Annotated in this window: 23 protein-coding genes and 2 pseudogenes; 14 read left to right on the plus strand and 11 right to left on the minus strand. The window is 70.8% G+C overall.

All coding sequences use genetic code 11. The annotated features are described in order from the left end of the window. Positions 1–144: a hypothetical protein gene (locus tag AB0C26_RS36990; RefSeq protein ID WP_360257324.1), complete on the plus strand. Its 144-nt coding sequence runs from the start codon at positions 1–3 to the stop codon at positions 142–144. 132 nt (positions 145–276) lie between these two features. Beyond that, complete coding sequence (locus tag AB0C26_RS36995) at positions 277–1,434, plus strand: PP2C family protein-serine/threonine phosphatase (RefSeq protein WP_360257326.1); 1,158 nt, start codon at positions 277–279, stop codon at positions 1,432–1,434. Positions 1,435–1,595: 161 nt separating this feature from the next. Here AB0C26_RS36995 and AB0C26_RS37000 read toward each other — a convergent pair whose 3' ends face one another. From AB0C26_RS37000 to AB0C26_RS37030, 7 genes and pseudogenes are all read right to left on the minus strand, one after another. Continuing rightward, the gene (locus AB0C26_RS37000) at positions 1,596–2,378 is read right to left on the minus strand and encodes a DUF1963 domain-containing protein (RefSeq protein WP_360257328.1); all 783 of its coding nucleotides are present in this window, start codon (positions 2,376–2,378) and stop codon (positions 1,596–1,598) included. Between the two features lie 28 nt (positions 2,379–2,406). Further along, positions 2,407–2,634, minus strand: coding sequence for a pentapeptide repeat-containing protein (locus AB0C26_RS37005; RefSeq protein ID WP_360257657.1), 228 nt, complete (start codon positions 2,632–2,634; stop codon positions 2,407–2,409). Next, positions 2,620–2,988, minus strand: a pseudogene (locus AB0C26_RS37010) (pentapeptide repeat-containing protein); the annotation flags it as partial. The pseudogene AB0C26_RS37010 and the gene AB0C26_RS37005, both read right to left, overlap by 15 nt. 45 nt (positions 2,989–3,033) lie before the next feature. Next, positions 3,034–3,345 (minus strand): fibronectin type III-like domain-contianing protein, encoded by a 312-nt coding sequence (locus tag AB0C26_RS37015; protein ID WP_360257330.1) that lies wholly within the window; start codon positions 3,343–3,345, stop codon positions 3,034–3,036. 93 nt (positions 3,346–3,438) lie between these two features. Continuing rightward, positions 3,439–3,771 carry a glycoside hydrolase family 3 C-terminal domain-containing protein gene (locus AB0C26_RS37020; RefSeq protein ID WP_360257332.1) on the minus strand — a complete coding sequence of 111 codons (333 nt, stop codon included), beginning with the start codon at positions 3,769–3,771 and terminating at the stop codon, positions 3,439–3,441. Between the two features lie 151 nt (positions 3,772–3,922). After that, positions 3,923–4,375 (minus strand): annotated as a pseudogene (locus AB0C26_RS37025) (glycoside hydrolase family 3 N-terminal domain-containing protein); the annotation flags it as partial. Beyond that, a complete protein-coding gene (locus AB0C26_RS37030) occupies positions 4,258–4,632 on the minus strand; it encodes a hypothetical protein (RefSeq protein ID WP_360257334.1) in 375 nt (124 codons plus the stop codon). The gene AB0C26_RS37030 and the pseudogene AB0C26_RS37025, both read right to left, overlap by 118 nt. Positions 4,633–4,837: 205 nt before the next feature. Here AB0C26_RS37030 and AB0C26_RS37035 point away from each other — a divergent pair, with 205 nt between their 5' ends. The 6 genes from AB0C26_RS37035 (at position 4,838) to AB0C26_RS37060 (ending at position 11,860) form a co-directional block, all read left to right on the plus strand. Next, on the plus strand, positions 4,838–7,942 hold the full coding sequence (locus AB0C26_RS37035) for a diguanylate cyclase domain-containing protein (protein WP_360257336.1): 3,105 nt from the start codon (positions 4,838–4,840) through the stop codon (positions 7,940–7,942). A gap of 9 nt (positions 7,943–7,951) precedes the next feature. Then, complete coding sequence (locus AB0C26_RS37040; RefSeq protein ID WP_097327907.1) at positions 7,952–8,338, plus strand: DUF6394 family protein; 387 nt, start codon at positions 7,952–7,954, stop codon at positions 8,336–8,338. Further along, positions 8,338–10,092 carry an NAD-binding protein gene (locus AB0C26_RS37045; RefSeq protein WP_360257340.1) on the plus strand — a complete coding sequence of 585 codons (1,755 nt, stop codon included), beginning with the start codon at positions 8,338–8,340 and terminating at the stop codon, positions 10,090–10,092. The genes AB0C26_RS37040 and AB0C26_RS37045 overlap by 1 nt, the downstream gene beginning before the upstream one ends. Positions 10,093–10,454: 362 nt before the next feature. Then, positions 10,455–10,703, plus strand: a complete 249-nt coding sequence (locus AB0C26_RS37050) for a hypothetical protein (protein ID WP_360257342.1) — start codon at positions 10,455–10,457, stop codon at positions 10,701–10,703. A gap of 63 nt (positions 10,704–10,766) precedes the next feature. After that, a complete protein-coding gene (locus AB0C26_RS37055) occupies positions 10,767–11,330 on the plus strand; it encodes a histidine phosphatase family protein (RefSeq protein WP_360257344.1) in 564 nt (187 codons plus the stop codon). 167 nt (positions 11,331–11,497) lie between these two features. Then, positions 11,498–11,860, plus strand: a complete 363-nt coding sequence (locus tag AB0C26_RS37060) for a hypothetical protein (RefSeq protein WP_360257346.1) — start codon at positions 11,498–11,500, stop codon at positions 11,858–11,860. Positions 11,861–11,993: 133 nt separating this feature from the next. Here the strand turns inward: AB0C26_RS37060 and AB0C26_RS37065 are convergent, their stop codons facing one another. Genes AB0C26_RS37065 through AB0C26_RS37075 form a run of 3 tightly spaced genes read right to left on the minus strand, consistent with a single transcriptional unit; the run spans position 11,994 to position 15,244 of the window. Next, positions 11,994–12,374 (minus strand): VOC family protein, encoded by a 381-nt coding sequence (locus tag AB0C26_RS37065; RefSeq protein WP_360257348.1) that lies wholly within the window; start codon positions 12,372–12,374, stop codon positions 11,994–11,996. Beyond that, on the minus strand, positions 12,371–14,374 hold the full coding sequence (ligA, locus tag AB0C26_RS37070; protein WP_360257350.1) for an NAD-dependent DNA ligase LigA: 2,004 nt from the start codon (positions 14,372–14,374) through the stop codon (positions 12,371–12,373). The genes AB0C26_RS37065 and ligA overlap by 4 nt, the downstream gene beginning before the upstream one ends. A 9-nt stretch (positions 14,375–14,383) precedes the next feature. After that, positions 14,384–15,244 carry a hypothetical protein gene (locus AB0C26_RS37075; protein WP_360257352.1) on the minus strand — a complete coding sequence of 287 codons (861 nt, stop codon included), beginning with the start codon at positions 15,242–15,244 and terminating at the stop codon, positions 14,384–14,386. 113 nt (positions 15,245–15,357) lie between these two features. Here AB0C26_RS37075 and AB0C26_RS37080 point away from each other — a divergent pair, with 113 nt between their 5' ends. Further along, a complete protein-coding gene (locus AB0C26_RS37080) occupies positions 15,358–17,541 on the plus strand; it encodes a nitrate reductase (protein WP_360257355.1) in 2,184 nt (727 codons plus the stop codon). A gap of 260 nt (positions 17,542–17,801) precedes the next feature. Here AB0C26_RS37080 and AB0C26_RS37085 read toward each other — a convergent pair whose 3' ends face one another. Further along, complete coding sequence (locus AB0C26_RS37085; RefSeq protein ID WP_360257357.1) at positions 17,802–18,617, minus strand: DedA family protein; 816 nt, start codon at positions 18,615–18,617, stop codon at positions 17,802–17,804. 191 nt (positions 18,618–18,808) lie between these two features. Between AB0C26_RS37085 and AB0C26_RS37090 the strand changes: the two genes are divergently transcribed. The 5 genes from AB0C26_RS37090 to AB0C26_RS37110 are packed head-to-tail and all read left to right on the plus strand — an operon-like array spanning position 18,809 to position 24,119. Then, positions 18,809–19,831: an ABC transporter substrate-binding protein gene (locus AB0C26_RS37090; RefSeq protein ID WP_360257359.1), complete on the plus strand. Its 1,023-nt coding sequence runs from the start codon at positions 18,809–18,811 to the stop codon at positions 19,829–19,831. Next, entirely contained in the window at positions 19,828–20,577 is a 750-nt protein-coding gene (locus AB0C26_RS37095) for an ABC transporter permease (RefSeq protein ID WP_360257361.1), read from the plus strand. Before AB0C26_RS37090 ends, AB0C26_RS37095 begins: the two co-directional genes overlap by 4 nt. Next, complete coding sequence (locus AB0C26_RS37100) at positions 20,564–21,313, plus strand: ABC transporter ATP-binding protein (RefSeq protein WP_360257363.1); 750 nt, start codon at positions 20,564–20,566, stop codon at positions 21,311–21,313. The genes AB0C26_RS37095 and AB0C26_RS37100 overlap by 14 nt, the downstream gene beginning before the upstream one ends. Further along, positions 21,310–22,221, plus strand: a complete 912-nt coding sequence (locus AB0C26_RS37105) for an ABC transporter substrate-binding protein (protein WP_360257365.1) — start codon at positions 21,310–21,312, stop codon at positions 22,219–22,221. Before AB0C26_RS37100 ends, AB0C26_RS37105 begins: the two co-directional genes overlap by 4 nt. Further along, positions 22,218–24,119, plus strand: coding sequence for a TIGR03618 family F420-dependent PPOX class oxidoreductase (locus AB0C26_RS37110; protein WP_360257368.1), 1,902 nt, complete (start codon positions 22,218–22,220; stop codon positions 24,117–24,119). Before AB0C26_RS37105 ends, AB0C26_RS37110 begins: the two co-directional genes overlap by 4 nt.

Below are 24,119 nucleotides of genomic sequence, written 5' to 3' on the forward strand. Positions count from 1 at the left end.
ATGCCGTCCGACTCCGACGAGCTCGCGACAAAGCTCAAGCGCACCGAAACCCTGCACCGAACCTCGTCCATCCCCGGCCGGGACATCATTCAGGTCCGTACGGAGATTCCCGCTGGAGTGCAGTCCGCCTCGGCCCCGGGCTGATGCTCTCGACCTCCATCGCCCAGTCCGGCAAGCCGGTGGCGACGTTCGTGCGCTGACCCGTGATGGTGCGGACGTCCGGGAACACGCCCGCACCATCACGCCGTCCACGACCCCCGCACGCAGGAGCTCCTCATGACTTCGGTACGGCTACCACCGGAAATGACATCGGCCGACATAACCCGCAACCTGCTTCTCCTGCGCGCCAGCGAGACGTTGTCGACCACGGTCACCACCTCGGACGTGCTGCAGGCGGTCCGTCATCTTCGAGGAACCGGGCTCGGCGCGAGCCATCTCCAGGTCGTCCCCATGGACGCCACGCCGGATCCCCTGGCCGCGCGGGCCATCCTGGAGCGACGGGCGTTCTACTTCGCCGACGCGGCCGAACTCGCCGCCGCGTTCCCGGCCGTGAGCGCCCTGGGCCGGCAGGCCGCGGCCTGCGTGCCGGTTGTCGGCACGGTCGGCGTCCTCGGGGCGCTGCACCTGCGGTGGGACATGCCGCGGACGTTCTACGTCGCCGAACGAGCGGTGATCGCGACCCTGGCCTCCTACATCGCGGGAGCGCTGGAACGAGCCCAGCGGCTCGACGCCCGCAGCGGGGTCGCCGACATCCTGCAGGAGGCGATCCTCTCCCGTCTGCCGGCCGTCGACCGCTACGAACTCGCCGCGCACTATCTGCCCGCGAACCGGCAGGAGAAGGTCGGCGGCGACTGGTACGACGTGGTCGCGGGACGCGCGAACCAGCTGATCATGGTCATCGGTGACGTGGTCGGCCACGACATGGCCGCGGCGGCCCGGATGGGGACCTTGCGCAGCATGCTCCGCGCCTACATCGTCGACCGCCACGACTCCCCAGCGGCACTGCTGCGCCGGCTCGACGCGGCCAACCACGCACTGGGCGAACCGATCATGGCGACCGCCATCGTCGCCGTCATCGACGCCCTCGACGGCGGCGGCTACCGCCTGCGCTGGTCGAACGCGGGCCACCCGCCCCCGGTGGTGGTCCACCCGGACGGGACCGTACGGTCCTTGACCGGCAACGACCTGCTGCTGGGCGCCCGTCGGCTCGCCCGCCGGCGCACCTGGACGACGCCTTTGCCCGGCGGATCCACCGTTCTCCTGCACACCGACGGGCTGGTCGGCCGCGAGACCGACGACTCCCTGCATCGACGGCTCAGAACATGGCGTAGCGTCCGCTTGCAGGACCTGCTGGACGACGCGGTCGCCGACATCGGGACCGACCGGGACGACGACATCGCCATCCTGGCCGCGCGGCTGCCGGCCGGCCGGTGAGGCCGGCCGGATGGACATCGCCCCGTCAGTGCTGGGTGCCGTTCCCGCGATGGCGGCCAGGGCGATGAGGTAGCGGTCGGAGAGGGACACCTTGGTGATGTGGCGGAGCCGGTAGCCGAGCGGCCGCTTGCGCCATGTCGCGTCGGGACTCGGCCGCCCTGCTACTCGGTGAACTCCGTCACGGACAGGGCCCTGTCCCAGCGGCCGGCGGCCAGGTCGTCGTAGTGGATGACGAAACTGGCGGTGTAATAGGTGCCGGGCAGCGGAAAACGCGCGAGGGACAGCCACTCGCCGGCCAGGCGGTGCTTTTCCCTCTCCACGTGCGAATACCACTTTGCCACCGGGATCACGATCTCGCCGGCCTTCTCCCGGCCGGCGAGGGTCTGCTCCGCGATGCTCGTCATCACCTCGTCGTCGACGTAGCCGCCGAGGTAAGCGCGGGCGAGACCCTGGGACGGCGGCCAGAGGTCGACGGCGAGAGCGCGTAACTCGTCCAGGTGCGGGAAGTCGCGCTCGAGATCGTGGGCCAGCTGCTCCTGGAAAGGCGTGAAGTCGTCGTCCTCGTCTTCGTCGTCCGTCAGGAGCCAGTCGGGGAGCTCGGCCAGCAGCGTCGCCTCATACAGTCCTGAACCCTCGGGGACATGGGTGACTCGCGCGTACTTCCGCTCGCCTTCGGCCGCGGCCAGGTGGTCCTTCTCGTGGTCCAGGAAGAACAGCAGCGACCCGCCGGCCGGCAGGGGGAAGCCGTCGATCCTCGGCAGGGCGGCGCAGTCGACGGACAGGACGAGCGGCAGTGAACTGTCATCGGCAGCCGGGGGTTCGGCACCGCGCGTGCCCGCGCTCAGCCTGATCGACAAGCGCAGGTGGTCGGTGAACCGGCCGACCTCGTCGTCCGGGATGCCCGACTCGAGCGCCGCGCGGCGCAACCGTCCCTGATGATCCATGGCCCAGCATGATGCCACGGGCCGGCCATCAGATCGCGCGGACCTCCAGGCCGAGGGCCGACGCGATGGTCACCGCCTGGTCGGGGGTGATGACGGCGTCGCGGAGGGAGACCGTGGCCGGGTCGAGCGCGGTGAGGTCGCTGCCGCGCAGGTCGGCCCGGGTCAGGTCGGCCTGGTGGAACTGGGCGCCCGACAGGTCCAGGCCGGTCAGGGTGGCGCCCTGGCCCCGGGCTCCGGTCAGGTCGGCCTCGCGCATCCGTAAACCGGTCAGGGTGGCGGTGGACAGGTCGGCCGCGCGCAGCGAGGTGAAGGACTAGTCGCCGCCGTCCGCGGTCAGCAGGTCGAAGGAGCAGCGGTCGAAGGAGCTGCCGACCAGCTTGCAGTTCGTCAGCGAGGCGTCGAAGAAGTTGCAGGCCACGAAGGTGCAGTTGAGGAAGGCCACGTCGGTCAGCTCGGCGCAGTTGAAGCGGGCGTTGCGGAACGTGCACTTGTCGAACTCGACGCCCTCGAGGGTGGTCTCACACAGGTCGAGGTCGATGAACTCGTCGCCGTCGTGGCGGGTGCGGGCGCCCACGCCGGCATCCCAGTCGTCGGTGCGCAGCGTTGTCATGGGACGACAATAGGGCGAGGCGGCCCGGGCCGCCTCACCCCGTGCTCAACGGACGCGGAACGACGTACGCGCCTTGGTGCCGGACGAACCGCCGACGCTCAGCCCGTAGACGCCGCGGGCGGTGACCCACGACGAGCGCTTCGAGTCCCAGTACTGCAGCAGGTGCGGGCCGGACAGGTCGGAACGGCTCAGGCTGATCTCCACGGTCCTCTGCTGACCCGGGGCCAGGGTGACCCGTTCCCAGCCGATCAGGCGGGACGGCGGCTCGCCCGTCGCGGCGGGCAGGCTGACGTACGCCTGGGCCACCTCCGTACCCGTACGCCGGCCGGTGTTCTTGACCGTGAACTTGATCTTCACTTCATGCGAGACGGTCACCTCCGGCGTGGAATAGGCGAACGACGTGTAGGACAGGCCGTGGCCGAACGGGAACAGCGGCCGGTTGCCCTCGCTCTAATACCAGCGGTAGCCGACCTTGAGTCCCTCGCTGTAGTCGACCTGCCGGATGCCGTCGGCGCCGGCGACGCCCGGGTATCGCGCCGCGTCACCGGCCGTCGGGATGTCCGCGAGGGCCTTGGGGAACGTCATCGGCAGCTTGCCGGACGGGCTGGTGTCGCCGAAGAGCAGCGACGCGATCGCCGGGCCCATCTGCTCGCCGCCGTACCAGTTCTCCAGCACCGCCGGCACCTGCGCGATCCACGGCATCTCGACCGCGCTGCCGGTCTGCAGGACCACGACGGTACGGGGGTTGGCCGCCCGGTCCCGAATGGCGGTTTCCGGCGACACCAGGTCCTCGCATTGCAGGGTGGCCGGATTGCCGAACCGCCACGGCAGCGAGCAGACCGAACTCGCGCTGACCCCGTCGGTTGATGGACGACCGCACGACCCGGAAAGCGGCGGCGTCGACCTGCCGCTGGGTGATCTCCCCCGCCGCCAGCGCCGCGTCGAGCCGGGCCGGCGTGAACCAGATCGGCCGGTTGAGCTCCTGGTCCATTCCGTTCACGAGCGAGGCCGCGGTCGAGTGCACCGACCCGAAGTCGCTCATCACATAGCCGTCGAACCCACCATCTCGCTTGAGTACGGAGTTCAGGCGCGGATTCTCGCAGGCATAGGTTCCATTGATCTGGTTGTACGAGCACATCACGCTCGACGGCGCGCCCCGGTCGACGGCGATCTCGAACGGCAGGTCGTAGATCTCGCGCAACGTCCGGGCGCCAGGAGCACGTTCTTCCGCTTGCCGAACGCCTCGGCCGCCTGCGCTTTCCCCTTCGCCTAGGCCAGCGATTCGTTCCAGGTCGCCGCCTGCGCGATCGTCGCCGGGAAGGCGGTCACTCCGGGGGTGAACCGTACGCCGTCCGGCCCGTCCGCATAGACCACGGTCGGCGTGCACGGCACCTGAACCGGATAGACGACCCCGTCCTGCCATTCCGTCTGGGCCGGGCTGTTCGCCGGTTGTTCCACCAGCCATCGGTATTTCTGGTGCTGGGTGCTGGCGGCGAGCAGGGCCGCGGCCCGTTGCTCGGCCGTCTTCCTCGTGTTCATCCAGGGAACAGCCGAACAGTCCACGGCGGCCCGCGCCGCCACCGGCGAGAAGAACGGCGCGCATAGCGCCAGCACCGCCGCGCCGGCAGTTCTGATACGTTTCATATCTGCTCCTGTCGATGGCTCTGCGCGCCTGGATAGGGGAAAAGATGTTTCGGCGGTGTTTCCGCTCCGCGTCACATCCTGTGTCGTCGGCCGGAACGGGCGTTAGGACTTGATGCACGCGGTGCAGCACAGAATGCACCTGCCGTAGTCGCTCATCGAATCGCGGATCGGGTCGATAGGAATCCGTGAGGGGGGCGGTGCGCTGATGGCTGAGCTGCGTGCGGGCATGACGCTGCGCGCTTCTCTGCTGCGCACGCTCGTCTTCACCGTGCTCTACGCGGCCGCCACCTATGTCGGCCGCAAGACGGTCATGGACGAGACCAACCTGAGCATGGTCTGGCCGGCCGCCGGCGTCTCCGCGATCTGGTTCCTGGCCCAGTGGCATTCGCGCTGGCGGTGGATCGACGGGCTCGCCATCGCCGCCGTCACCATGGGCGTGAACATCTCCACCGGCGCGCCGGCCTCGCTGGCTGTGTGGTTCGTGGTGGCCAACCTGGCCCAGGCGTGCACCTTCGTCACCCTCTTCCGGCGGTGGCTGCCCGGGCTGTGGGGCGGCGGCGGGGAACGCCCGCTCGCCCGGCCGCAGGAGCTGTGGCGCCTGGTCGCGGCGTCGTTCGTGGCCACCGCGGTCGGCGCGCTGATCGGCCCGACCGGGGTGTGGGCGGTCAACGGCTCCTACTCCGGCCCCGCCACCGCGGTCTGGCTCACCCGCAACACGGTCAGCATCCTGCTCATCGGCGCGGCCGGGCTGCGCCTCGGCCATCTCGTCCACCGGCGGAGCGTGCCGTCGCTGCGCGGGATCTGGGCCGGCCTGCCAACGCGCAAACAGCTCGAGTACATCCTGGTGATCGTGGTGTCGATCGCCGCGTACACGGCCGTGTTCGGCACCGACAACCGGCTGCCGCTGGCCTTCTCGCTGATCGCCATGACGGTCTGGGCCGGCACCCGCCTGCACACCGGCTTCGTCATCCTGCACGATCTGGCCTTCGGCGCCGTCGCCGTGCTCTACACGCTGGGCGGCACCGGGCCGTTCGCGCTCATCGAGTCGCATCCGGCCCGGGCCCTGGTGGCACAGGCGTACGTGGGAATGATCGCCGTTGTGGGTCTGGCCCTGGCTCTGGGCCGCGACGAGCGCACCGCGATCCTGCGGGAACTGCGCGGCGCCCAGGAGGCGGCGGCCTCGCAGGCGCAGCTGATGACCACGATCGTCGACTCGATGAGCGAGGGCCTGACCGTCATGGACGAGCAGGGCCGCATCCTGCTGCGCAACCCGGCCGTCCGGCGCCTGGTCGGCGGCCAGGTCAGCCCGTCCGACCTGATGCGGCACCCGGACTTCTACGGGCTGTTCCACCCGGACGGGACCCCGCTGCAGCCCGACGAGATGCCGTACCGGCAGGCCCTGTCCGGCACCGACGTGCGCGGCATGGACCTGCTGATCCGCAACGCCGCCCTGCCCGACGGGCGGATCCTCAGCGTCAACTCGACGCCGATCGCGGCCGGCGCGAACGGCGCCCGGTACGCCGTGACCGTCTTCCACGACGTCACCTCCGAGCGCCGGCACCGCACCGAGCTCGCGAACTTCGCCGGCGTCGTCGCCCACGACCTACTGAACCCGCTGGCCACGATCGACGGCTGGAGCGAGGCGCTGGCCGAGGCGTTCGCCGACTTCCCCGACCACCCGGCCACCCCCGAGGCCGAGGACGGGATCCGCCGCATCCGCCGGGCGTCGGCGCGCATGCGCGACATGATCAACGACCTGCTGGCCTACACGACGGCCCGCGACGCCACGATCGCGCCGTCGGTCGTCGACCTGGGGGCCGTGGTGAACGACATCGCGATGGCCCGGATCGACCAGGCTCAGAGCACCGGCGCCCCGCAGCCGGCCTTCCACATCGGCGAGCTGGGCGCCGCGTACGCGGACCCGGTCCTGACCCGGCAGTTGCTCGAGAACCTGATCAGCAACTCGATCAAGTACACCGCGCCCGGCGTCGTCCCGGAGATCACCCTCGCCTCGTCGCGGCAGGACCACATGGTCACCGTGACCCTCGACGACAACGGCATCGGCATCCCGGCCGACCAGCAGGACAGCGTCTTCGAGAACTTCCACCGGGCCCACCGCGGCTCCGGCTACAGCGGCACCGGCCTCGGCCTGGGCATCTGCCTCAAGATCGTCGAGCGGCACGGCGGCACCATCAGGGCCTCGGACAATCCGGCCGGCCGCGGCTCCCGGATCACCTTCACGCTTCCCGTGGACGCCACGACCGCACCGAAGCCGGACCAGGAGCCGCCGCCCAAGGTCACCACCGAGCGGCGGGCGATACCCACCGCGGCCCCCGCGCTGCCGCCGGCCGGCACGTTCGCCCGGGCCGCGCGCCTCGTGCTCGACTATCTGCACGAGAACATGCCGCTGGCCTTCTGGTCGGTCACCCGCGTCGAGAACGGCCGCCAGACCTACCTCTACCTTGACGCCGACAACGGCTACGGCCTCCGGCAGGGCGAGAGCCACCCGTGGGAGCAGAGTTTCTGCGTCCACATGGCGGCCCAGCACACGCCGGCCGTCGCCCTCGAGGCACAGACCATTCCCGAGTACGCGGCGGCCGGCGTCAACGACCTCATCGAGATCAACACGTACGCGGGCGCGGTGATCACCGAGCCCGACGGCTCCGTCTTCGGCGCGATCTGCGGCCTCGACCCGAGCAGCCACGCCGGCGACCCCCGGATGGCCGCCGCCGAACCGCTGATGGCCCTGCTCGGCCAGCTGCTCACCGCCGCCCTGTCGGCCGACCGGGCCCAGGACCGCTCGGCCGGGGCGCTGCTGCGCGAGCAGGTCAGCGCCGACACCGACGCGCTGACCACCCTGCCCAACCGCCGCGCGTGGCAGCGGCTGCTCGACCGGGCCGAGAAACTGTACGAGCGGCTGGCCGACCCGACCGTGATCGCCATGGTCGACCTCGACCGACTGAAGGTCATCAACGACACGCAGGGTCACGCGGCCGGCGACGCGTACATCCGGGCCGCCGCCACCGCCCTGGCCGGCGCCGTCCGCGAGACCGACGTGGTCGCCCGCCTCGGCGGCGACGAGTTCGGCGTGCTGCTGCCCCAGTGCACCGAGGCCGACGCCGAGACGGTCATGGCCCGGATCCACCTCGGCATGGAGGTGGCCGGTGTCGCCGGCTCGGTCGGCTGGGCCGCGGTCACTCCGAAGGACGGCTTCGCGGCGGCCCTGGAACAGGCGGACGCCGCCATGTACGCCGAGAAGCGCCGCCGCCGCAGCGAGTTCCATCGCGCGCACGACGCCTCGTCCCGTTAGGTTGAAGCCGTGAGTCTCGAAAAGGTGATCTTCGGCTTCTTCGTGCTCCTCGCTGCGACGCTCAACTTCGGATTCTTCATCGGCGACATCTCCGATCCGGCGTTGCACAACGAGTACGAGCTCTTCGCCGCCGTCGTGGTCAACCTGATCGCGACCGTCCTCAAGTTCGGCGACCGCACTCAGATCGGCGCGGTCCACCTGGCCACCAGCCTGGTCGCCGATCTGCAGCTCATCGCGGCCACGCTGGCCTGGGTGTACGCCACGCAGATCTCCGGCGCCGGGATGACCGGCGAGGCGACGGCGAGCGTCGTGTCGCTCTCCGGCGGCGCGCTGCTGGCCAACCTGGTCTCGGTCGCGCTCCTGGTGATCGAGACCGTGTCGTTCAACCGCCGCTGATGGTCGCCCGACAGCACCCCCAGGGCCGCACGACGGTCGCCCGCCCCACCGAACCGTCGTCGACGATCTTCCTGATCCTGCGCCGGATGCGGGCGCCGCTCATCGTCCTGATCGTCATCTTCGCGGTCAGCGTGCTCGGCCTGACCCTGATGCCCGGCCAGGACCCGTCCGGGCGCCCGACCCGGATGGGTTTCTTCGACGCGTTCTACTTCATGAGCTACACGGCCACGACCATCGGGTACGGCGAGATCCCGCACACCTTCACCGGCGCGCAACGGCTGTGGGTGATCGCGTCGATCTATCTGAGCGTCGTGGGCTGGGCCTACGCGATCGGTTCGCTGCTCACCCTCGTACGGGACCGGGCCTTTCGAGAGGCTTTGGCCCTTCGCCGCTTCACCCGGCAGGTCGTGCACATGCGGGAGCCGTTCCTGCTGATCGTCGGCTACGGGCAGACCGGGCAGCTGCTCGGGCACGCGCTGGACTCCCTCGGGCGCCGCCTGGTCGTGCTGGACGACACGCCCGAGCACGTGGACTCGCTCGACATCGACGCCTACTACGCGGACGTGCCCGGCCTGGTCGCCGACGGCGCCAACCCGCACATGCTGGGCGCGGCCGGCCTCGAACATCCCCAGTGCGAAGGGGTGGTCGCGCTGACCAACAACGACGAGGTCAACCTGACCGTGGCCATGACGGCCGCCCTGATCAGGCCGAGCCTGCCGGTGATCGCCCGCACGGTGTCGCCGGTGATCGAACACCGGATGCGCGCGTTCGGCTCGCCGACGGTGGTCAACCCGTTCGACCGGTTCGGCGACCACATCCGCCTGGCCCTGCACCAGCCCTCGTCCTTCCAGCTCCTGGCCTGGCTGATCAAGGGTGAGGGTGCGACCCGGCCGGAGCGGGGCCGTCCGCCGACGTCGGGCCGGTGGGTGGTCTGCGGGTACGGCCGGTTCGGGCACAAGCTGGTCGACGACCTCCGCGCCGACGGCCTCGAGGTGACGGTGATCGACCTCGGTTCCGCCGAGGACGGCGTCATCGTCGGCGACGCGTCCGAGCCGTCGGTCATGGCCCGGGCCTCACTGTCCACGGCGGTCGGGTTCGTGGCGGGCACCCACAACGACGCGACGAACCTGTCGCTGGTGGCGGCGGCCCGCAAGGAGAACCCGGCCCTGTTCATCGGGGCGAGGCAGAACCGCCCGCGCAACGCGCCGCTGTTCGCCACGATGGACGTCGACTGGCTGCTGGTGCCGGCCGAGATGGCCGCGCGGGAGATCTACGCCCAGCTGAGCACGCCCCTGACCTGGCGTTTCCTGCAGGAGATGCCGGCGCGGGGCGACGAGTGGGCGGCCGAGACGATCGCCCTGCTGGGCGCGCACTGCGGCTCCCAGCTGGACGGCCTGTGGAAGGTCACGCTCACGGCGCGGGAGGCGCCGGCCCTGATGGCCTGGCTCGACTCGGACGCGGTCACCCCTCGCCTGGGCGATCTCATGCACTGCCCGCACGACCGGGACCAGCGGATAGCCGCCGTCCCGCTGCTCCTGCTCCGCGGCGACGAGTCCACCTTGGGCCCGGCCGACGACGTGGTCCTGCGCCCCGGCGATCAGCTGCTGTTCGCGGGCCGCCGGATCGCCCGGCGCGATCTGCTGGACACCATGACCAATCATGTGGTGAGCGAGTACGTCCTGTACGGCCGCACGGTCCCCGCAGGCTGGCTGTGGCAGCGGGTCACGGGACGGAAGCCGAGCACGCTCCGCTGATCACTAACGTGGTCAACCGATTTAGCAGATCACCGGCGGCCGACCCGGCATGGATGGCGTGTAAGGCGGTACGGGGCTACCCAAACGGACAAACTTCCGTCGGGCGATTGCATATGCACGTGCAGATGCGCTTGGCGCGCGCCTGTCCGGGGTCCATGATGAGTCTCAGCTCCTATCAGGCGCGCTCGTCACCAGCGGCGCTCGTCAGCCGCGGCGCTCGTCAGCCCGATGTTCGTTGTCCCGACGCTCCTGTCGCCGACGCACATCGCCCCGACGGTCGCCGCGCCGGCCTCGCCGCCCGCGACGGTCCCCGCGCCGACGTTCGCCGCCCCGGCGTTCGCCGCCCGACGTGATGAGGTGAGATGACCACCCACGACCCGTCCACCGGCCGGATCTGGACCTTCGCCGAGGCCGACTACCGTTTCGGCAGCGGCCCGTTGCGCATCCGGATCGACCGCGTGCTGGCCTCCACCCCCCTCCAGCAGGACGGCGAGACGTGGTACGAGGTGGAGGGCATCGAGGTGAACGACCAGGGCCAGGTCATCGGCCCTCGCCGAGCCACCATCCGCGCCAGCCGCCTACCCGCCGTACGCCGCAACCCCGGCCTCTGACGGTTCTCCGCTCCCCGCGGCCGTGCCCCGCCGGCCGTGCGCCGCTGATCTACTGTGCTCGCCATGGCCCGTACGAAGCTGTACCTGGTCCGCCACGGCGAGCAGGATCCCGCCTCCCCCGACGGCGCGCTGTCACCGCGCGGGCGTGAGCAGGCGGAACGCCTGGGCCGCCGCCTCGACGAGGTCCCCTTCGCGGCGATCCACCACAGCCCGCTGCCCCGCGCGGCCCAGACCGCCGAGATCGTCGCCGCCGCCCTGCCCCCGGTCCCCCGGCACGCCTGCGACCACATGACCGACCGGACGCCGGTCCCCTCCCCCGCCCAGCGCGACCGTTACCCGTCACGCTGGCACGACTGGCTGGACAGCGTCCCGCCCGAGGAACGCGACGAGGACGCCACCGCCTTACGCGCCGCCGTAGCGCATTTCGGCGTCACCGGCGACCACGACCGCAACGAGCTGCTGATCACCCACAATTTCGTGATCGGCTGGTTCGTCCGCCACGCCCTGGACGCTCCCGACTGGCGCTGGATCGGCCTGAACGCGACCAACTGCGCCCTCACCATCGTCCAATGGGATTCCGGCCGCCCACCGACGCTGACCAGCTTCAACGATACGGGCCACCTCTGACACCCAAGCGCCCAGCCACCCCGAAGCCGAAAGCCGACCCACCCACGCGTCCGCAAGCCCGCGCGGCGTGTGCCGGTGGAGGTCCCCGTGCGCGCCGCCGTCATCGGTCGCCCTGACGAGCCGTTGAACTTTCCTCGGCTCGGGGCCGCTGCGCCGATGGAATGCTCGTGGAGTCCGCTGTCCCGCCTCGCCCGAAGGCCGTACGGTTCTTGCCGGAAACGGGCGTTTCCGCCCGGTGGTGGCTCGCCGCCTGGGCGGGGTACCTGATCTACGTCGACTCCACGGCGGATCCGGTGCCCCCGTGCGATGGTTCGGAATGCCCCAGCTCACGCGACTGGGAGTTGGCCACAGCGATCTTTCTCGGCGCCCCGCTCACATTGGCGGGCGTCGCGCTCAGCGCCGGCGTCATCGGACTCGTCGTGGCCACCGCCAACCGGCGGCGGTGGCCGACGGGCCTGGCCGGCACCGCCGTCACCGGGACAGCCTGGTTGGTACTCGCGGGAATGATCGCGCTCCGCGCACTCGGCTGACCCAACCGCATGCGCGGCGTCGCTGAGGAAGTGGCTGAACGGCTCGCCAACCACTGAAGAGTGAGCGTTGTGGTGGCCTCCGTTCACAGCGCTTGAGGTTGGCCGGTGTGCGGCCGGCCGGAGCCGTTACCGGTCAATCGTTCGTGAACAGGCAGAACGGATGACCGGCGGGGTCCAGCATGACCCGCACATCGCTCTGCGGTTGATGCTCCGCCTGTACTGCCCCGTGCTGCTCGGCCCACGCCACCGCGGCCGCCAGATCGTCGACTTCGATGTCGAGGTGCGTCATGATCTGCTGCTGGCCGGGCTTACTCGGCCACGTCGGGCGCACGTAGTCATGTTCGACCTCGAAGTCGAGCCTGGACAGTCCGTCGCCGCCGGGTGACCTGATCTGGGCCCAGTTCTTCTCGATCTCGCTCGGCCAGCCGAGCAATGCGCTGTAGAACTTCGCCAGCTCGCCCGGATCGGGGGCACCGATGGTTGCCCCGCTGATGCGCATGGCGGGACGCGTCATGTGTTCCTCCCTGAGGTGGCTTCGCCGGCGAGCATCTGGGCGAACTCGGCCGGGTCGATGATGGGGATGCCGAGCTTGGCGGCCTTGGTGGCCTTGGCCGTGGTGGTCTCGGAGGTGACCAGGGCGGTCGTGGTCGCCGAGACGCTGCCGCTCGCCCGGCCGCCCAGCTGTTCGATGCGCTCGCTGACGGTGGTGCGGGTGTAGCCCGGGACGCTGCCACTGACCACGTACGTCCGGCCCTCGAAAGGTTTTTCGCCCTCGGTCTCGGGGACGCTCATGGTCACGCCGGCGGCGGCCAGGCGATCGATGACCGGGGCCATGGCGGTCAGCCCGTCGACGACGTGCTGAGCCTTGATCAGGCCCATCTTGTCGATCTCGGCGATCTCCTCGACGGTGGCGGCGCGCAGCGCGTCCATGGTCTTGAAGCGGGCGGCGAGCCAGCGGCCGACACTGCGGCCGGTCATCCGGATGCCGAGGCCGGTGATGACCCGGTTGAACGGCTGGGACTTGCTGTGCTCGAGCGACGCGACGACCTTGGCCGCGTTGAGCTTGCCGAGCAGCACGACACCGCCCGCCTTGGTGTTGCCGACGGGCAGCTCGGCCAGTTGCTCCTCGGTGAGCGTGTAGAGATCGGCGACGTCGGTCGCGAGGCCGCTGTTGACCAGGGCGACGCACAGCGCCTCGCCCGCGCCCTCGACATCCATGGCCTCGCGGCTGCACCAGTACTCGAGCGCGTTGGTGGCGCTGCACGAGGCGGTGTGGCATCGCCAGAGCAGGCTGGACTTGTCCCACGGCTCACCGCACTGCGGGCAGGTCTCGGGTGGGGTCCAGGGGGTGAGGCCGTGCGGCTGCTCGCCGATGGGCGCGGTGACCCGCGGGATGACGTCGCCGGCCCGCCACACGGCGACGGTCTGGCCGATCGCGAGGCCCTGCTCCTCGACGAACTTCGGGTTGTGCAGCGTCGCGTACGTGATCGTGGTGCCGTCGACGAAGACCGGGTCGAGCACGGCCCGCAGCGAGATACGCCCGGTGCGCCCGACCCGTACCTCGATGTCGCGCAGCACGGTGGAGCCGGTGTCGGCCGGATATTTGAAGGCGGCCGCCCAGTACGGCGTACGGCTGCCGGAACCGAGCCGCCGCCGCGTCGACTCGAGATCGGCCGTCAGCACCGCCCCGTCGATCGGGAACTCGAGGTCGCGGCGCAGCTCACCGATGCGCGCGACGGCGGCCAGGGCCGTGTCGGCGTCGCCGGCGACCTGGACGTCGCCGGTGGCCAGCCGCCCCGCCACCGGGAAACCCAGCTCGGCGGCGAACGCCATGCGCTCGGAGTGGGAGGCGAAATCACCGGAGACGTCGTACGCCGCGAAGGTCATCGGGGCCTCGTACGTACGGTCGGCGGCCCGGATCGACCCGGCGACCGCCCCCCGCGAGTTGATGAAGGCCTTGCCGCCGGCGGCGACCCGGTTGGCGCTGGCCGCCTCGAAATCCCCGACGGTCATGTAGACCTCGCCGCGCACCTCACCCGTCCACGGATCGGCCAGCCGCGCGGGCAGCCCGGCGATGCCCCGCAGCACCTGCCCGGTGACGTTCTCGCCCGTGCTGCCGTCGCCGCGCAGCGCGGCCAGAACGAGCCGCCCCGACTCGTAGGCGACCCGGATGGCGAGCCCGTCCAGCTTCACCTCGACCAGGCAGGGGTCACCGCCGAGGCTCGCGACGAACGCGCGTACCTCATCCTCACCGGTGACCTTGCCGAGCGACATCATCGGCTCCGGATGGCGCACGTCGCCACCACCGGACACCCCGGCCGCGACCCGGGTGGTGACCCCGCGGTCGTCCCACTCGGGATGTTCGCTCTTGGCCGCCGCGATCCGATCGATCAGCACGTCGTAGTCGGCATCGGTCATCAGCACGTCGCCGGTGTCGTAATACGACTTGGCCGCCGTCTGCGCCTGCTCGACAGCGGCGGCGAAGTCGGTTTCGGTGAGGGCGGTCTCGCTCATGCCGACAACCTACGTCCCCGGTACGACATTTCCGCCGCCCCGGGTTTCGACGGCCCGACGAGGCAACGGCAGTTGGTGCAGGCGCATGTCACCGAAGGCCGCGTCGAGCGCGGCCGGGTCCAGGGCGGCCGACCGCAGCACCTCGGTGGCGTCCTCGTCCGCGGCCAGTCCGGGGGCAAGCGCGGCGCACACGCGTACCCCAAGCTCGGGATCGGTGAGCCATTTTCGCGTCGACCCGCCCAGCTCGCCCAGCCCGAGCAGCATCGACGCGCGGTGGAGCGGCGATCCGTGGCGAGCCTCGTCCGCGTGGTAGGTGACGATCTCCGCTCGGTGACGGCGCAGGCCGGGATGAGCGACCAGCGCCGCCGCGGCGCTCGCGGCGGCCGCCCGCAACCGTTCCGGCCGCTGGGGCGTGAGCAGCGCCGGCAGCGGCGCGAAACACGAGGGCAGCAGGTCGCGGCAGTCCGCTCGGGCCGCGGCGAGCACCGCCTGTCCCGGCGCGTCGCGGTCATCCCAGTCGAAGATCGACCGATCGTGCCGCAGGTATTCGTCGAGCCACGCGTTCACCGCCGGTTCGTCGCGCCGGGGCTCGGCGCCGGTCAGAGCGGCGCGGGCCACGTCGCGGATCCACCACACGGCGGCCTCGCGCAGGGTCGGGTCCGGGCCGCCGAAGTCGTCGGTCCCGACGGTCTCCGCGAGGTACCGCAGGCCCAGGGCCGTCGCCGGGGTCAGATGCCCGTCGCAGTACAGCGCCGACCACAGGAACCAATACGGGCGCCACGACTCGTCGCCGCGCCGGAGCGCTTCCATCATCTCGCCGCCGTCGCGGGCCGGGCCGTACGCGTGGAAGGCTCGGTCCCAGGTGCTCACCACGGAAGGTTACCGGCGGCACAGCCGGGTATCCGCGCCTCATGGATGATCGGATCTCGAACCCATGGGGTGAGCGGACGCCTTACGGGCCGGGGCGTGAGTGGCCCGTTCGGGTGGATGAGCACGTCACGGCCGAGGGCGTCGAGCGGTGGGTGCCGTCGGCGTCGATTCTGCACTCGAACGGCGACGCCATGGACATCGCCGTCAAGGACGGGCGGATCGTCGGGGTTCGCGGGCGGGCGAACGACCGGGTCAACCGGGGGCGGCTCGACCCGAAGGACCTGTACGGATGGCAGGCCAACAACAGCGCCGACCGGCTCACCCGGCCCCTCGTGCGGGACGGAGGCCGGCTCGTCGAGACGGACTGGGAGACGGCCATGGGCCGGGTCGTCGCACGGTCGAAGGAACTGGTCCGCGGGCCCGGCGGGTGGGGGCATTTCGGGTTCTACACGAGCGGGCAGCTGTTCCTGGAGGAGTACTACGCGCTCGGCGTGATCGGCAAGGCCGGTCTGGGCACACCGCACATGGACGGCAACACCCGGCTCTGTACGGCTACCGCGGCCGCCGCCTTGAAGGCCAGCTTCGGTACGGACGGGCAGCCTGCCTCCTACGGCGATGTGGACCACTGCGACGCGATCGCCCTGTGGGGGCACAACGTGGCCGAGACGCAGACCGTGTTGTGGATGCGGATGCTGGACCGGCGGCGCGGGCCGAACCCGCCGCGCATGATGGTCGCCGATCCGCGGAGGACGCCGGTCGCCCAGGAGGCCGACATTCATCTCGCCGTCCGGCCCGGCACCAATGTCGCCCTGATCAACGGCCTGATTCGGCAGGTCATTCACCACGGGTGGTACGACCGTGCGTACACCCGGGACCACACGATCGGTTTCGAGGAGCTCGCCAAGACCGTCGACGCCTATACGCCGAGCCAGGTGTCCGAGATCTGCGGCATCGACGTACGGGACATCGAGCGGGCCGCCGAACTTCTGGGCACCTCGGAGCGACTGCTGTCCACCGTGCTGCAGGGGTTCTACCAATCGAATCAGGCCACCGCGGCCGCGTGCGGGGTGAACAATCTGCATCTGATCCGGGGAATGATCGGGCGGCCGGGCGCCGGGGTGCTGCAGATGAACGGCCAGCCGACGGCCGAGAACACCCGCGAGGCCGGCGGCGACGGCGACCTGCCCGGTTTCCGCAACTGGGACAACCCCGAGCACATCCGCCAGCTGGCCGAGCTGTGGAACGTCGACGAGATGACCATTCCGCACTGGTCGCCGCCGACGCACGCCATGCAGATCTGGCGGTACGCGGAGCAGGGGTCGATCAAACTGCTCTGGATCAGCGCCACCAATCCGGCCGTGACGCTGCCCGACCTCGCCCGGATCCGGCGCATCCTGGCGAAACCGGAGCTGTTCGTCGTCGTCCAGGATCTGTTCCTGACCGAGACCGCGGAATTCGCCGACGTGGTCCTGCCGGCCGCGACCTGGGGCGAGAAGACCGGCACCTTCACCAACGCCGACCGGACCGTGCATCTGTCGGAGAAGGCGGTCGACCCGCCCGGCGAGGCCCGTTCCGACCTCGACATCTTCCTCGACTACGCCCGCCGGATGGATTTCCGCGACCGCGACGGCGAACCGCTGCTCTCGTGGACGTCGCCGGAGGAGGTTTTCGAGGCGTGGAAGGAATGCTCGAAGGGGCGGCCGTGCGACTACACCGGCATCACCTACGAGGCGCTGCGCGAAGGCGGCATCCAGTGGCCGGTGGGCCGGGAGCGCCTTTACAGCGACGGCGCCTTCAACACCGATCCGGACTATTGCGAGACGTACGGGCATGACCTCGACACGGGCGCCGAGTTCACCGCCGGCGATTACCGGGCCAAGCAGCCCGGCGATCGGGCGTTCCTGCACGCGGTCGCCTATCAGCCCTCCCCCGAGACGCCCGGCGACGACTATCCGCTGAATCTCACGACCGGAAGAACCGTCTATCACTTCCACACCCGCACGAAGACCGCCCGCGCCCCCGAACTCGACGCCGCCGCCCCCGGGCCCTGGGTCGAGCTGCATCCGGCCGACGCCGGGCATTTGGGCATCGCGGAGGGCGATGAGGTCGCCGTCACGTCGCCCCGGGGCACGATCGTCGTTCCGGTGCGGCTCACCGGCGTACGCGAGGGAACCGTTTTTGTGCCTTTTCACTACGGTTCTCAGGCCGCCAACGAGCTCACGATGACCGCGTGGGATCCCGTTTCGAAACAGCCGCTGTTCAAGGTGGCGGCCGTCCGCGTCGAGCCGAGGAGATGACCGCCATGCATCTCGCCCACTATCTCGGGTTGCTGCACCGCTCGCAGACCAACCTGGCGAGCGCCTTCCGGGAGGTCGCCGCCGCGCACGGCGGCGAACCGGACATCGAGCACCTGTGCACCCGGCAGGCCACGATCTGCGAGACCCAGGCGGAACGCTTGCGGCCCTTCGCCGAGCGGTACGCCGAACAGGCCCCCGAGGAGCCCGACCGCCTGCACTCGACGCTGTTCACGGGCACCCGCGAGGGCGGTCTGGGCCTGCTACGCGACCTGCAGGACCTCTACCTGATGGCGTCCGAGTGTGACATCTGCTGGACGGTGATCGGTCAGGCCGCGTACGGAACCCGCGACCGTGAGCTGCTGAACGTCGTCCGTGACAGTGAGAACGAGACGGCGGTCCAGCTCGCCTGGCTGCGGACGAGAATGAAGCAGGCCGCCCCGCAGGCGCTGGTAGTAGCCGACTGAGAGCCGGCGCACCAGGCGCCCGGCGAACGGGACCACGCCCAGGCAGGTGGCGCCGACCGCGGTCAGGATCAGGCCGAGGCCGCCGGTGGCGTCGGCGCCGGCGGTGAGCGCGCCCACCCCCGCGAACGCGCCCACCCACAGCGTGGTCCCGATCGCCGACCAGAGCAGGAAGCGCCGGAACGGCATGCCCACGACCCCGGCCACGATCGGCACCACGGCGTGGATGACGGCCACGAACCGCACCGCCACCAGCGCCGGGGCGCCCTTGTCACGCAGGTAGGCCTCGGCCCGGTCGAACCGCTCGGCGCCGATCCGCCGGCCGAGGCGCGTGGCCCGCAGCCGGGGACCGAAGACGCGGCCCACCGCGTACCCCAGGGACTGCCCGGCCAGCGCGCCCAGCGTGCCCACGACGAGCACGGCGGCGAAGCCGGCGGGCCCCTGCGGCAGCGAACCGGCCAGCATGACCACCGACTCGCCCGGCACGAGCAGCCCGGCCAGGAAGGTCATCTCGACCCCCGAGGACAGGAACGTGAAAACCAGAACCGTCCACTGGTCGAGAGTGGACAGCCAGTCGACGAAGGCGGCGGCGGCGTTCATGAGATCGGCGAGCACAGCTTCAGCCTGCCGTCCGGGCCGCCCCGGAGCCTCCGGGCGTTACCCCGAGATAACCCCTAGGGCGCCTCGCCCCGAATTCCTACCTGTCAGGTCTAACATGCGGGAAGAATTTTGGCCGTGAAGATCATCGGGCGTACCGTTCCGGTGCTGTATACGACTGTATTCAACCTGGTGGAGACCCGATAACCATGCAGAATCCGATCACCCGCCGCCGCGCGCTCTCACTGTTCGGTGCCGCCTCCGTCGCGCTCGCGGCAGCCGCCTGCGGAGCCAAGGACGACGAGCCGGGGGCCTCGGTGAGCGGCAAAGCGCTGCAGAAGGTGAAGGTCTCCCTCGACTGGACCCCGAACACCAACCACACCGGCCTCTACGTGGCCCAGTCGAAGGGCTACTTCGCCGCCAACGGCCTGGACGTCGAGATCGTGCAGCCCGGCGACACCGACCCGTCGGCGCTGGTCGCCGCGGGCAAGCTCGAGTTCGCGATCAGCGCCCAGGAGGCCCTGACCCAGGCCCGGGCCGAGGACGCGCCGATCGTCTCGATCGCGGCGATCATCCAGCACAACACCTCCGGCTTCGGCTCGCCCAAGAACCGCAACCTCACCCGCCCGGCCCAGTACGCCGGCAAGACGTACGGCGGCTACGGCGGCCCGGTCGAGGAGCCGCTGCTCAAGACGATCGTCAAGGCCGACGGTGGCGACCCGTCCACGATCAAGGTCGTCAACGTGGGCGAGGCCGACTTCTTCGCGGCCACCAAGAAGGGGATCGACCTCGAGTGGATCTTCTACGGCTGGACGGGCATCGAGGCCGAGCTGCGCGGCGAGCCGGTGAACATCCAGTACGTCAAGGACTACGCCCCGGTCCTCGACTTCTACACCCCGATCCTGATCACCAGCGAGAAGCAGATCTCGTCGAAGCCCGACGTGGTCAAGGCGTTCCTGGCCGCCACCTCCCAGGGTTACGGCTACGCCGCCGAGAACCCGGCCGACGCCGCCGCCATCCTGCTCAAGGCCGCGCCCGACCTGGACAAGGAGCTGGTCACCAAGAGCCAGGAGTGGCTCAGCCCCAAGTACCAGGACGACGCCGCCCGCTGGGGTGAGCAGAAGCCGGCCGTCTGGACCGACTTCGCCCAGTGGCTGTACGACCAGAAGGTGCTCACCAAGCAGGTGGACGCCACCAAGGCCTTCACGAACGACTTCCTGCCCTCAGCATGAGGCGCTGGCTCCCTCCCACACTCACGGTCGCCGGGCTGCTCGTCCTCTGGCAGGTCTACACGACCGTCTCGGGGATCGAGTCCTGGCTGCTGCCCAGCCCCAAGGACATCGGGGACGCCTTCGTCGACCAGCGCGACGTCCTGGCCACCCACACCCTGGCCACGACGAAGCTGACCCTGCTCGGCTTCGCCGCCGGCGTGGCCACCGGCCTGCTCGTCGCCGTCCTGCTTCATCTGATTCCGGGGGTACGGGCGGCCGTCTACCCGCTCCTGGTGATCAGCCAGAACGTGCCGACCATCGCCATCGCCCCGCTGCTGGTGGTCTGGCTCGGCTTCGGCATCGCGCCCAAGCTCGTCGTGATCGTGCTCGTCTGCTTCTTCCCGGTCGCGGTGGCCACGCTCGACGGGCTCGGCCGCAGCGACGCCGCCATCAGCGACTACATGCTGATGAGCGGGGCCAACCGCCGGCAGCTGTTCACCAAGCTCCAGTGGCCGGCCGCGCTGCCGGCCATGTTCTCCGGCCTGAAGATCGCCGCCACCTACAGCGTGCTCGGCGCGATCATCGCCGAGTGGCTGGGCAGCGAGGAGGGCATCGGCCGCTACATGATCGCGCAGAAATCCGCGTTCCGGGCCGACCGGCTCTTCGTCGCCATCGCGATCATCGTGGTGCTCGCCCTCGCCGTCTTCGGCCTGGTGCGCCTGGCCGAGAAGCTCACGATCAAAGGGAGGGCGAATGGCCGCTCTTGAGGTGGCGAGTCTGTCCCACAGCTTCGGCGACCTGTCCGTTTTAAGCGACATTTCCCTCGAAGTCGCGCGGGGCGAGTTCGTGTCCATCGTCGGCCCCTCCGGCAGTGGCAAAAGCACGCTGTTCCACCTCGTCGGCGGCCTTCTCCAGCCCACCGCCGGCAAGATCTCGATCGGTGGCGAGGACGCCGTCGGCCGTCGCGGCCTGATCGGCTACATGCCGCAGGCACCGGCGCTCATGCCCTGGCGCACCATCGAGGACAACGTCGTGCTCGCGCGCGAGCTCGGCGGCGTACGCAAGAAAGAAGCTCGTGGCCTGGCCCGGGAATGGCTGGGCAAGGTCGGCCTGGACGGGTTCGCCAAGTCCTATCCGCACCAGCTGTCGGGCGGCATGCAGCAGCGCGTCGCCTTCCTGCGGGCGTTGCTGGCCGACAAGGAGCTGATCTGCCTGGACGAGCCGTTCAGCGCGCTCGACGCCATGCTGCGGGCCGAGATGCACCGCTGGCTGCTCGACATCTGGGAGCAGAACCGCCGCTCGATCCTGTTCGTGACGCACAGCATCGAGGAGGCCCTGCTGCTCTCCGACAGCGTGTACGTCTTCAGCCGCCGCCCGGCGACAGTCCTGGAACGCGTCGAGGTGCCGTTCGACCGCCCGCGCCGCGACGAGGTCGTCGACGATCCCGCCTTCATCCGCCTGCGCCGCCGGCTGACCGACCTGTTGACTGCGAGTTCCCGATGACCCATCTGCGTGTGATGCTCGAGTACTTCCACCCCTGGACCAACGCCGCCGGTTTCTACGTGGCGAGCCGCGAGGGCTGGTACGCCGACGCCGGCCTGGACGTGGAGCTGACCGTCTTCGACGCCCTGCGCGGCGACACCCTCGAGCACCTGGCCCGCGGCGAAGTTCACTTCGGGGTCTTCCCGACGAACCGGCTTCTCGTACGCCGTGCCGCCGGCCAGCCGCTGCACGGCGTGGCGTCGATCAACCACCGCGCCATGGAGACCATCCAGACGGTCAAGGGCCGGGGCATCACCCGCCCCCGGGACCTGGAAGGAAGGCGCCTGGCCCTCAACCCGACCCCACGCGGCGTGGCCATGGTGAACCACCTGGTGGCGGCCGACGGCGGCGACCCGGCGAGGGTGACCCTGGTCGACAGCGGTCACCGCGAGCTGAGCGTCGACGACATCGCCGCCGGCGAGGTGGACGCGACGTTCGGCGGCTACTGGGCGTGGGACGCCCTGATGGCCCAACTGCCCGCGGACCAGCGCGTCATCTGGCCGGTCGACGAGATCGGCGCACCCCCGTACCACAGCTACCTGCTCGGCACGGGCCCCGCCCTGGACGGCCGAGAGGACCTGACCGCGACGTTCCTGGAGGTCACCGAGCGCGGCTACCGGGCCGCGACGGACAACCAGGCGGAGACGTTGCGCATCCTCGACCACGTCATCCCGTACTTCCCCCGCGCCCTGCTGGCCCGCTCCCTCGACCTGATCACCCCGACGTGGTGGCACGAGGGCCGCTGGGGCGAGATCCGCCCCGAGCTGATGGACCCGTACACCGACTGGCTGGCCGCCGCCGGCATCCTCCCACCCACCTTCGACTGGCATTCCGCGATCACGGAGATCCCCCGGGCGGTGCCGCGGTGACAGCCCCGCTCATCACACCCGAGGAATTGGCGGTACGGGCCGGCACCCTCCTCATCCTCGACGCCACGGTCGACCTCCCCTCCCCCACCTTCGACGGCGACCACCGGGCAACATCGGGCCTTGCCGGCTGGCAGGCCGCCCACATCCCCGGCTCCCACCACGCCGACCTGCTGACCACGTTCAGCGACCCCACGGCCCCGTACCACTTCGCCCGCCCCACTCCCGAAGCCTTGACCGAGGCGTTGTCCGCCCTGGGCTTGACCGACGGCACCCCGGTGGTCGTCTACGACCGAGCCGGCGGCATCTGGGCCGCCCGCCTCTGGTACCTCCTCGACTGGCTGGGCCTCCCCACCGCGGTCCTGAACGGCGGCCTACCCGCCTGGCGCGCCGCCGGCCTACCCATCGAGTCAGCGCCCTCCCCCTCGACCTCCCCCACCGCCGAACACCCCGGCCCGGACGCCACGCACCCCAGCCCCTCCGCCGCGCCCCTCAGCCCGGACGCCACGTATCCCGGCCGCGCAATCGCGAAGCCCCACCCCGGCGCGGCGCACCCCGACGCCGCCGAAACGGTCTCTGCGGCCCCGCGCGGGCTGACTCCGCGGCCGAAGGACGGGCGCTGGATCACCCGCGACGATCTGGCGAGCTGGCTGGCCGGCGACGCGGAAGCCTCGGTGCAGTGCGCGCTCAGCCCCGAGGCGTTCCGCGGCGACGTCCCCACGCGCTACTCGCGGCGCGGCCACCTCCCCGGCAGCGGCAACCTCCCCGCCCGCCGGCTGAACGCCCCCGACGGCCGCTTCCTCACACCCGACCAGCTCCGGCCCGTCCTCGCCGAGCTGCTGAACGACCCCCGCCCTCTCTGGCTGTACTGCGGCGGCGGCATCTCCGCGGCCGCCCTGGCGCTGGCCCTCGCGGCGGCCGGCCGAACCGATGTGGCCCTCTACGACGGCTCCCTGGAGGAGTGGTCCGCCGACCCGTCCCTGCCTCTGACCATCGGCCCCGACCCGAACCACGGCGGCACCGGCCCGACGAACGACAATCCGACGGGCGGCGGCGCCGCGGGTCCGACGGGCGGCGGCGACAATCCGACGGGCGGCGCCGCGGATCCGGCGGACAGCGGCGAGGGTCCGGCGGGCAGCGCCGCGGATCCGGCCGACGGCGGCGAGGGTCCGGCCGACGGCGCTCCGACGGACGGCGCTCCGACCGGCGACGCTGATCCGGCGAGCGGTGGCCCGGCGCGCGACGATCCGACCGGCAGCGCCGATTCGGCGAGCAGCGGCCCGGCCGGCAAGGCTGGTCAGGCTGGCAAGTCAGGTCAGGCAGGTCAGGCAGGTCAGGCAGGTCAGGCAGGTCAGGCAGGTCAGGCAGGTCAGGCTGGTTCGGCGAGCGGCGGTTCGGTGAGCGGCGGTTCGGCGGGCGGCGCTCGTTCAGCCCGCGATATCGGTCCGGCGGGCGGCGGTGCACCAGGCCGGTCAAGGCGGCCCGCTGGAGCTGAGGCCGGCGCCGGCGTGCGCCTGAGTGCGGCCGTGCGGGAGCTTGTCGACCGGCCCGAGTTCGCGGTGTTGGCGACGGCCGAACCGGACGGGTCGTCGCAGCTCAGTGTCATGTGGCTGGGGCGGGACGGCGACGATCTGGTGATGGCGACCAAGGGCGGCCGCCGTAAGGTTCGCAACATCCGCCGCGACGCTCGGGTCACCGTGCTGGTCCACGACCGGCGGACGCCGACCCGGTACGTCGAGATTCGCGGGCGGGCCGCGGTCGTCGACGAGGACGCCGTTGCTCTGGTGCACGAGCTGGCTCGCCGCTACACCGGCCGCGATCACGTCATGGGCGACCCCGCCGAGGAAGCCGACCGCGTGGTTCTGCGGATCACGCCCGACCGTGTCGTCGACCAGCTATGA

It is taken from the genome of Actinoplanes sp. NPDC048796 (assembly GCF_040650035.1).
GTDB lineage: Bacteria > Actinomycetota > Actinomycetes > Mycobacteriales > Micromonosporaceae > Actinoplanes.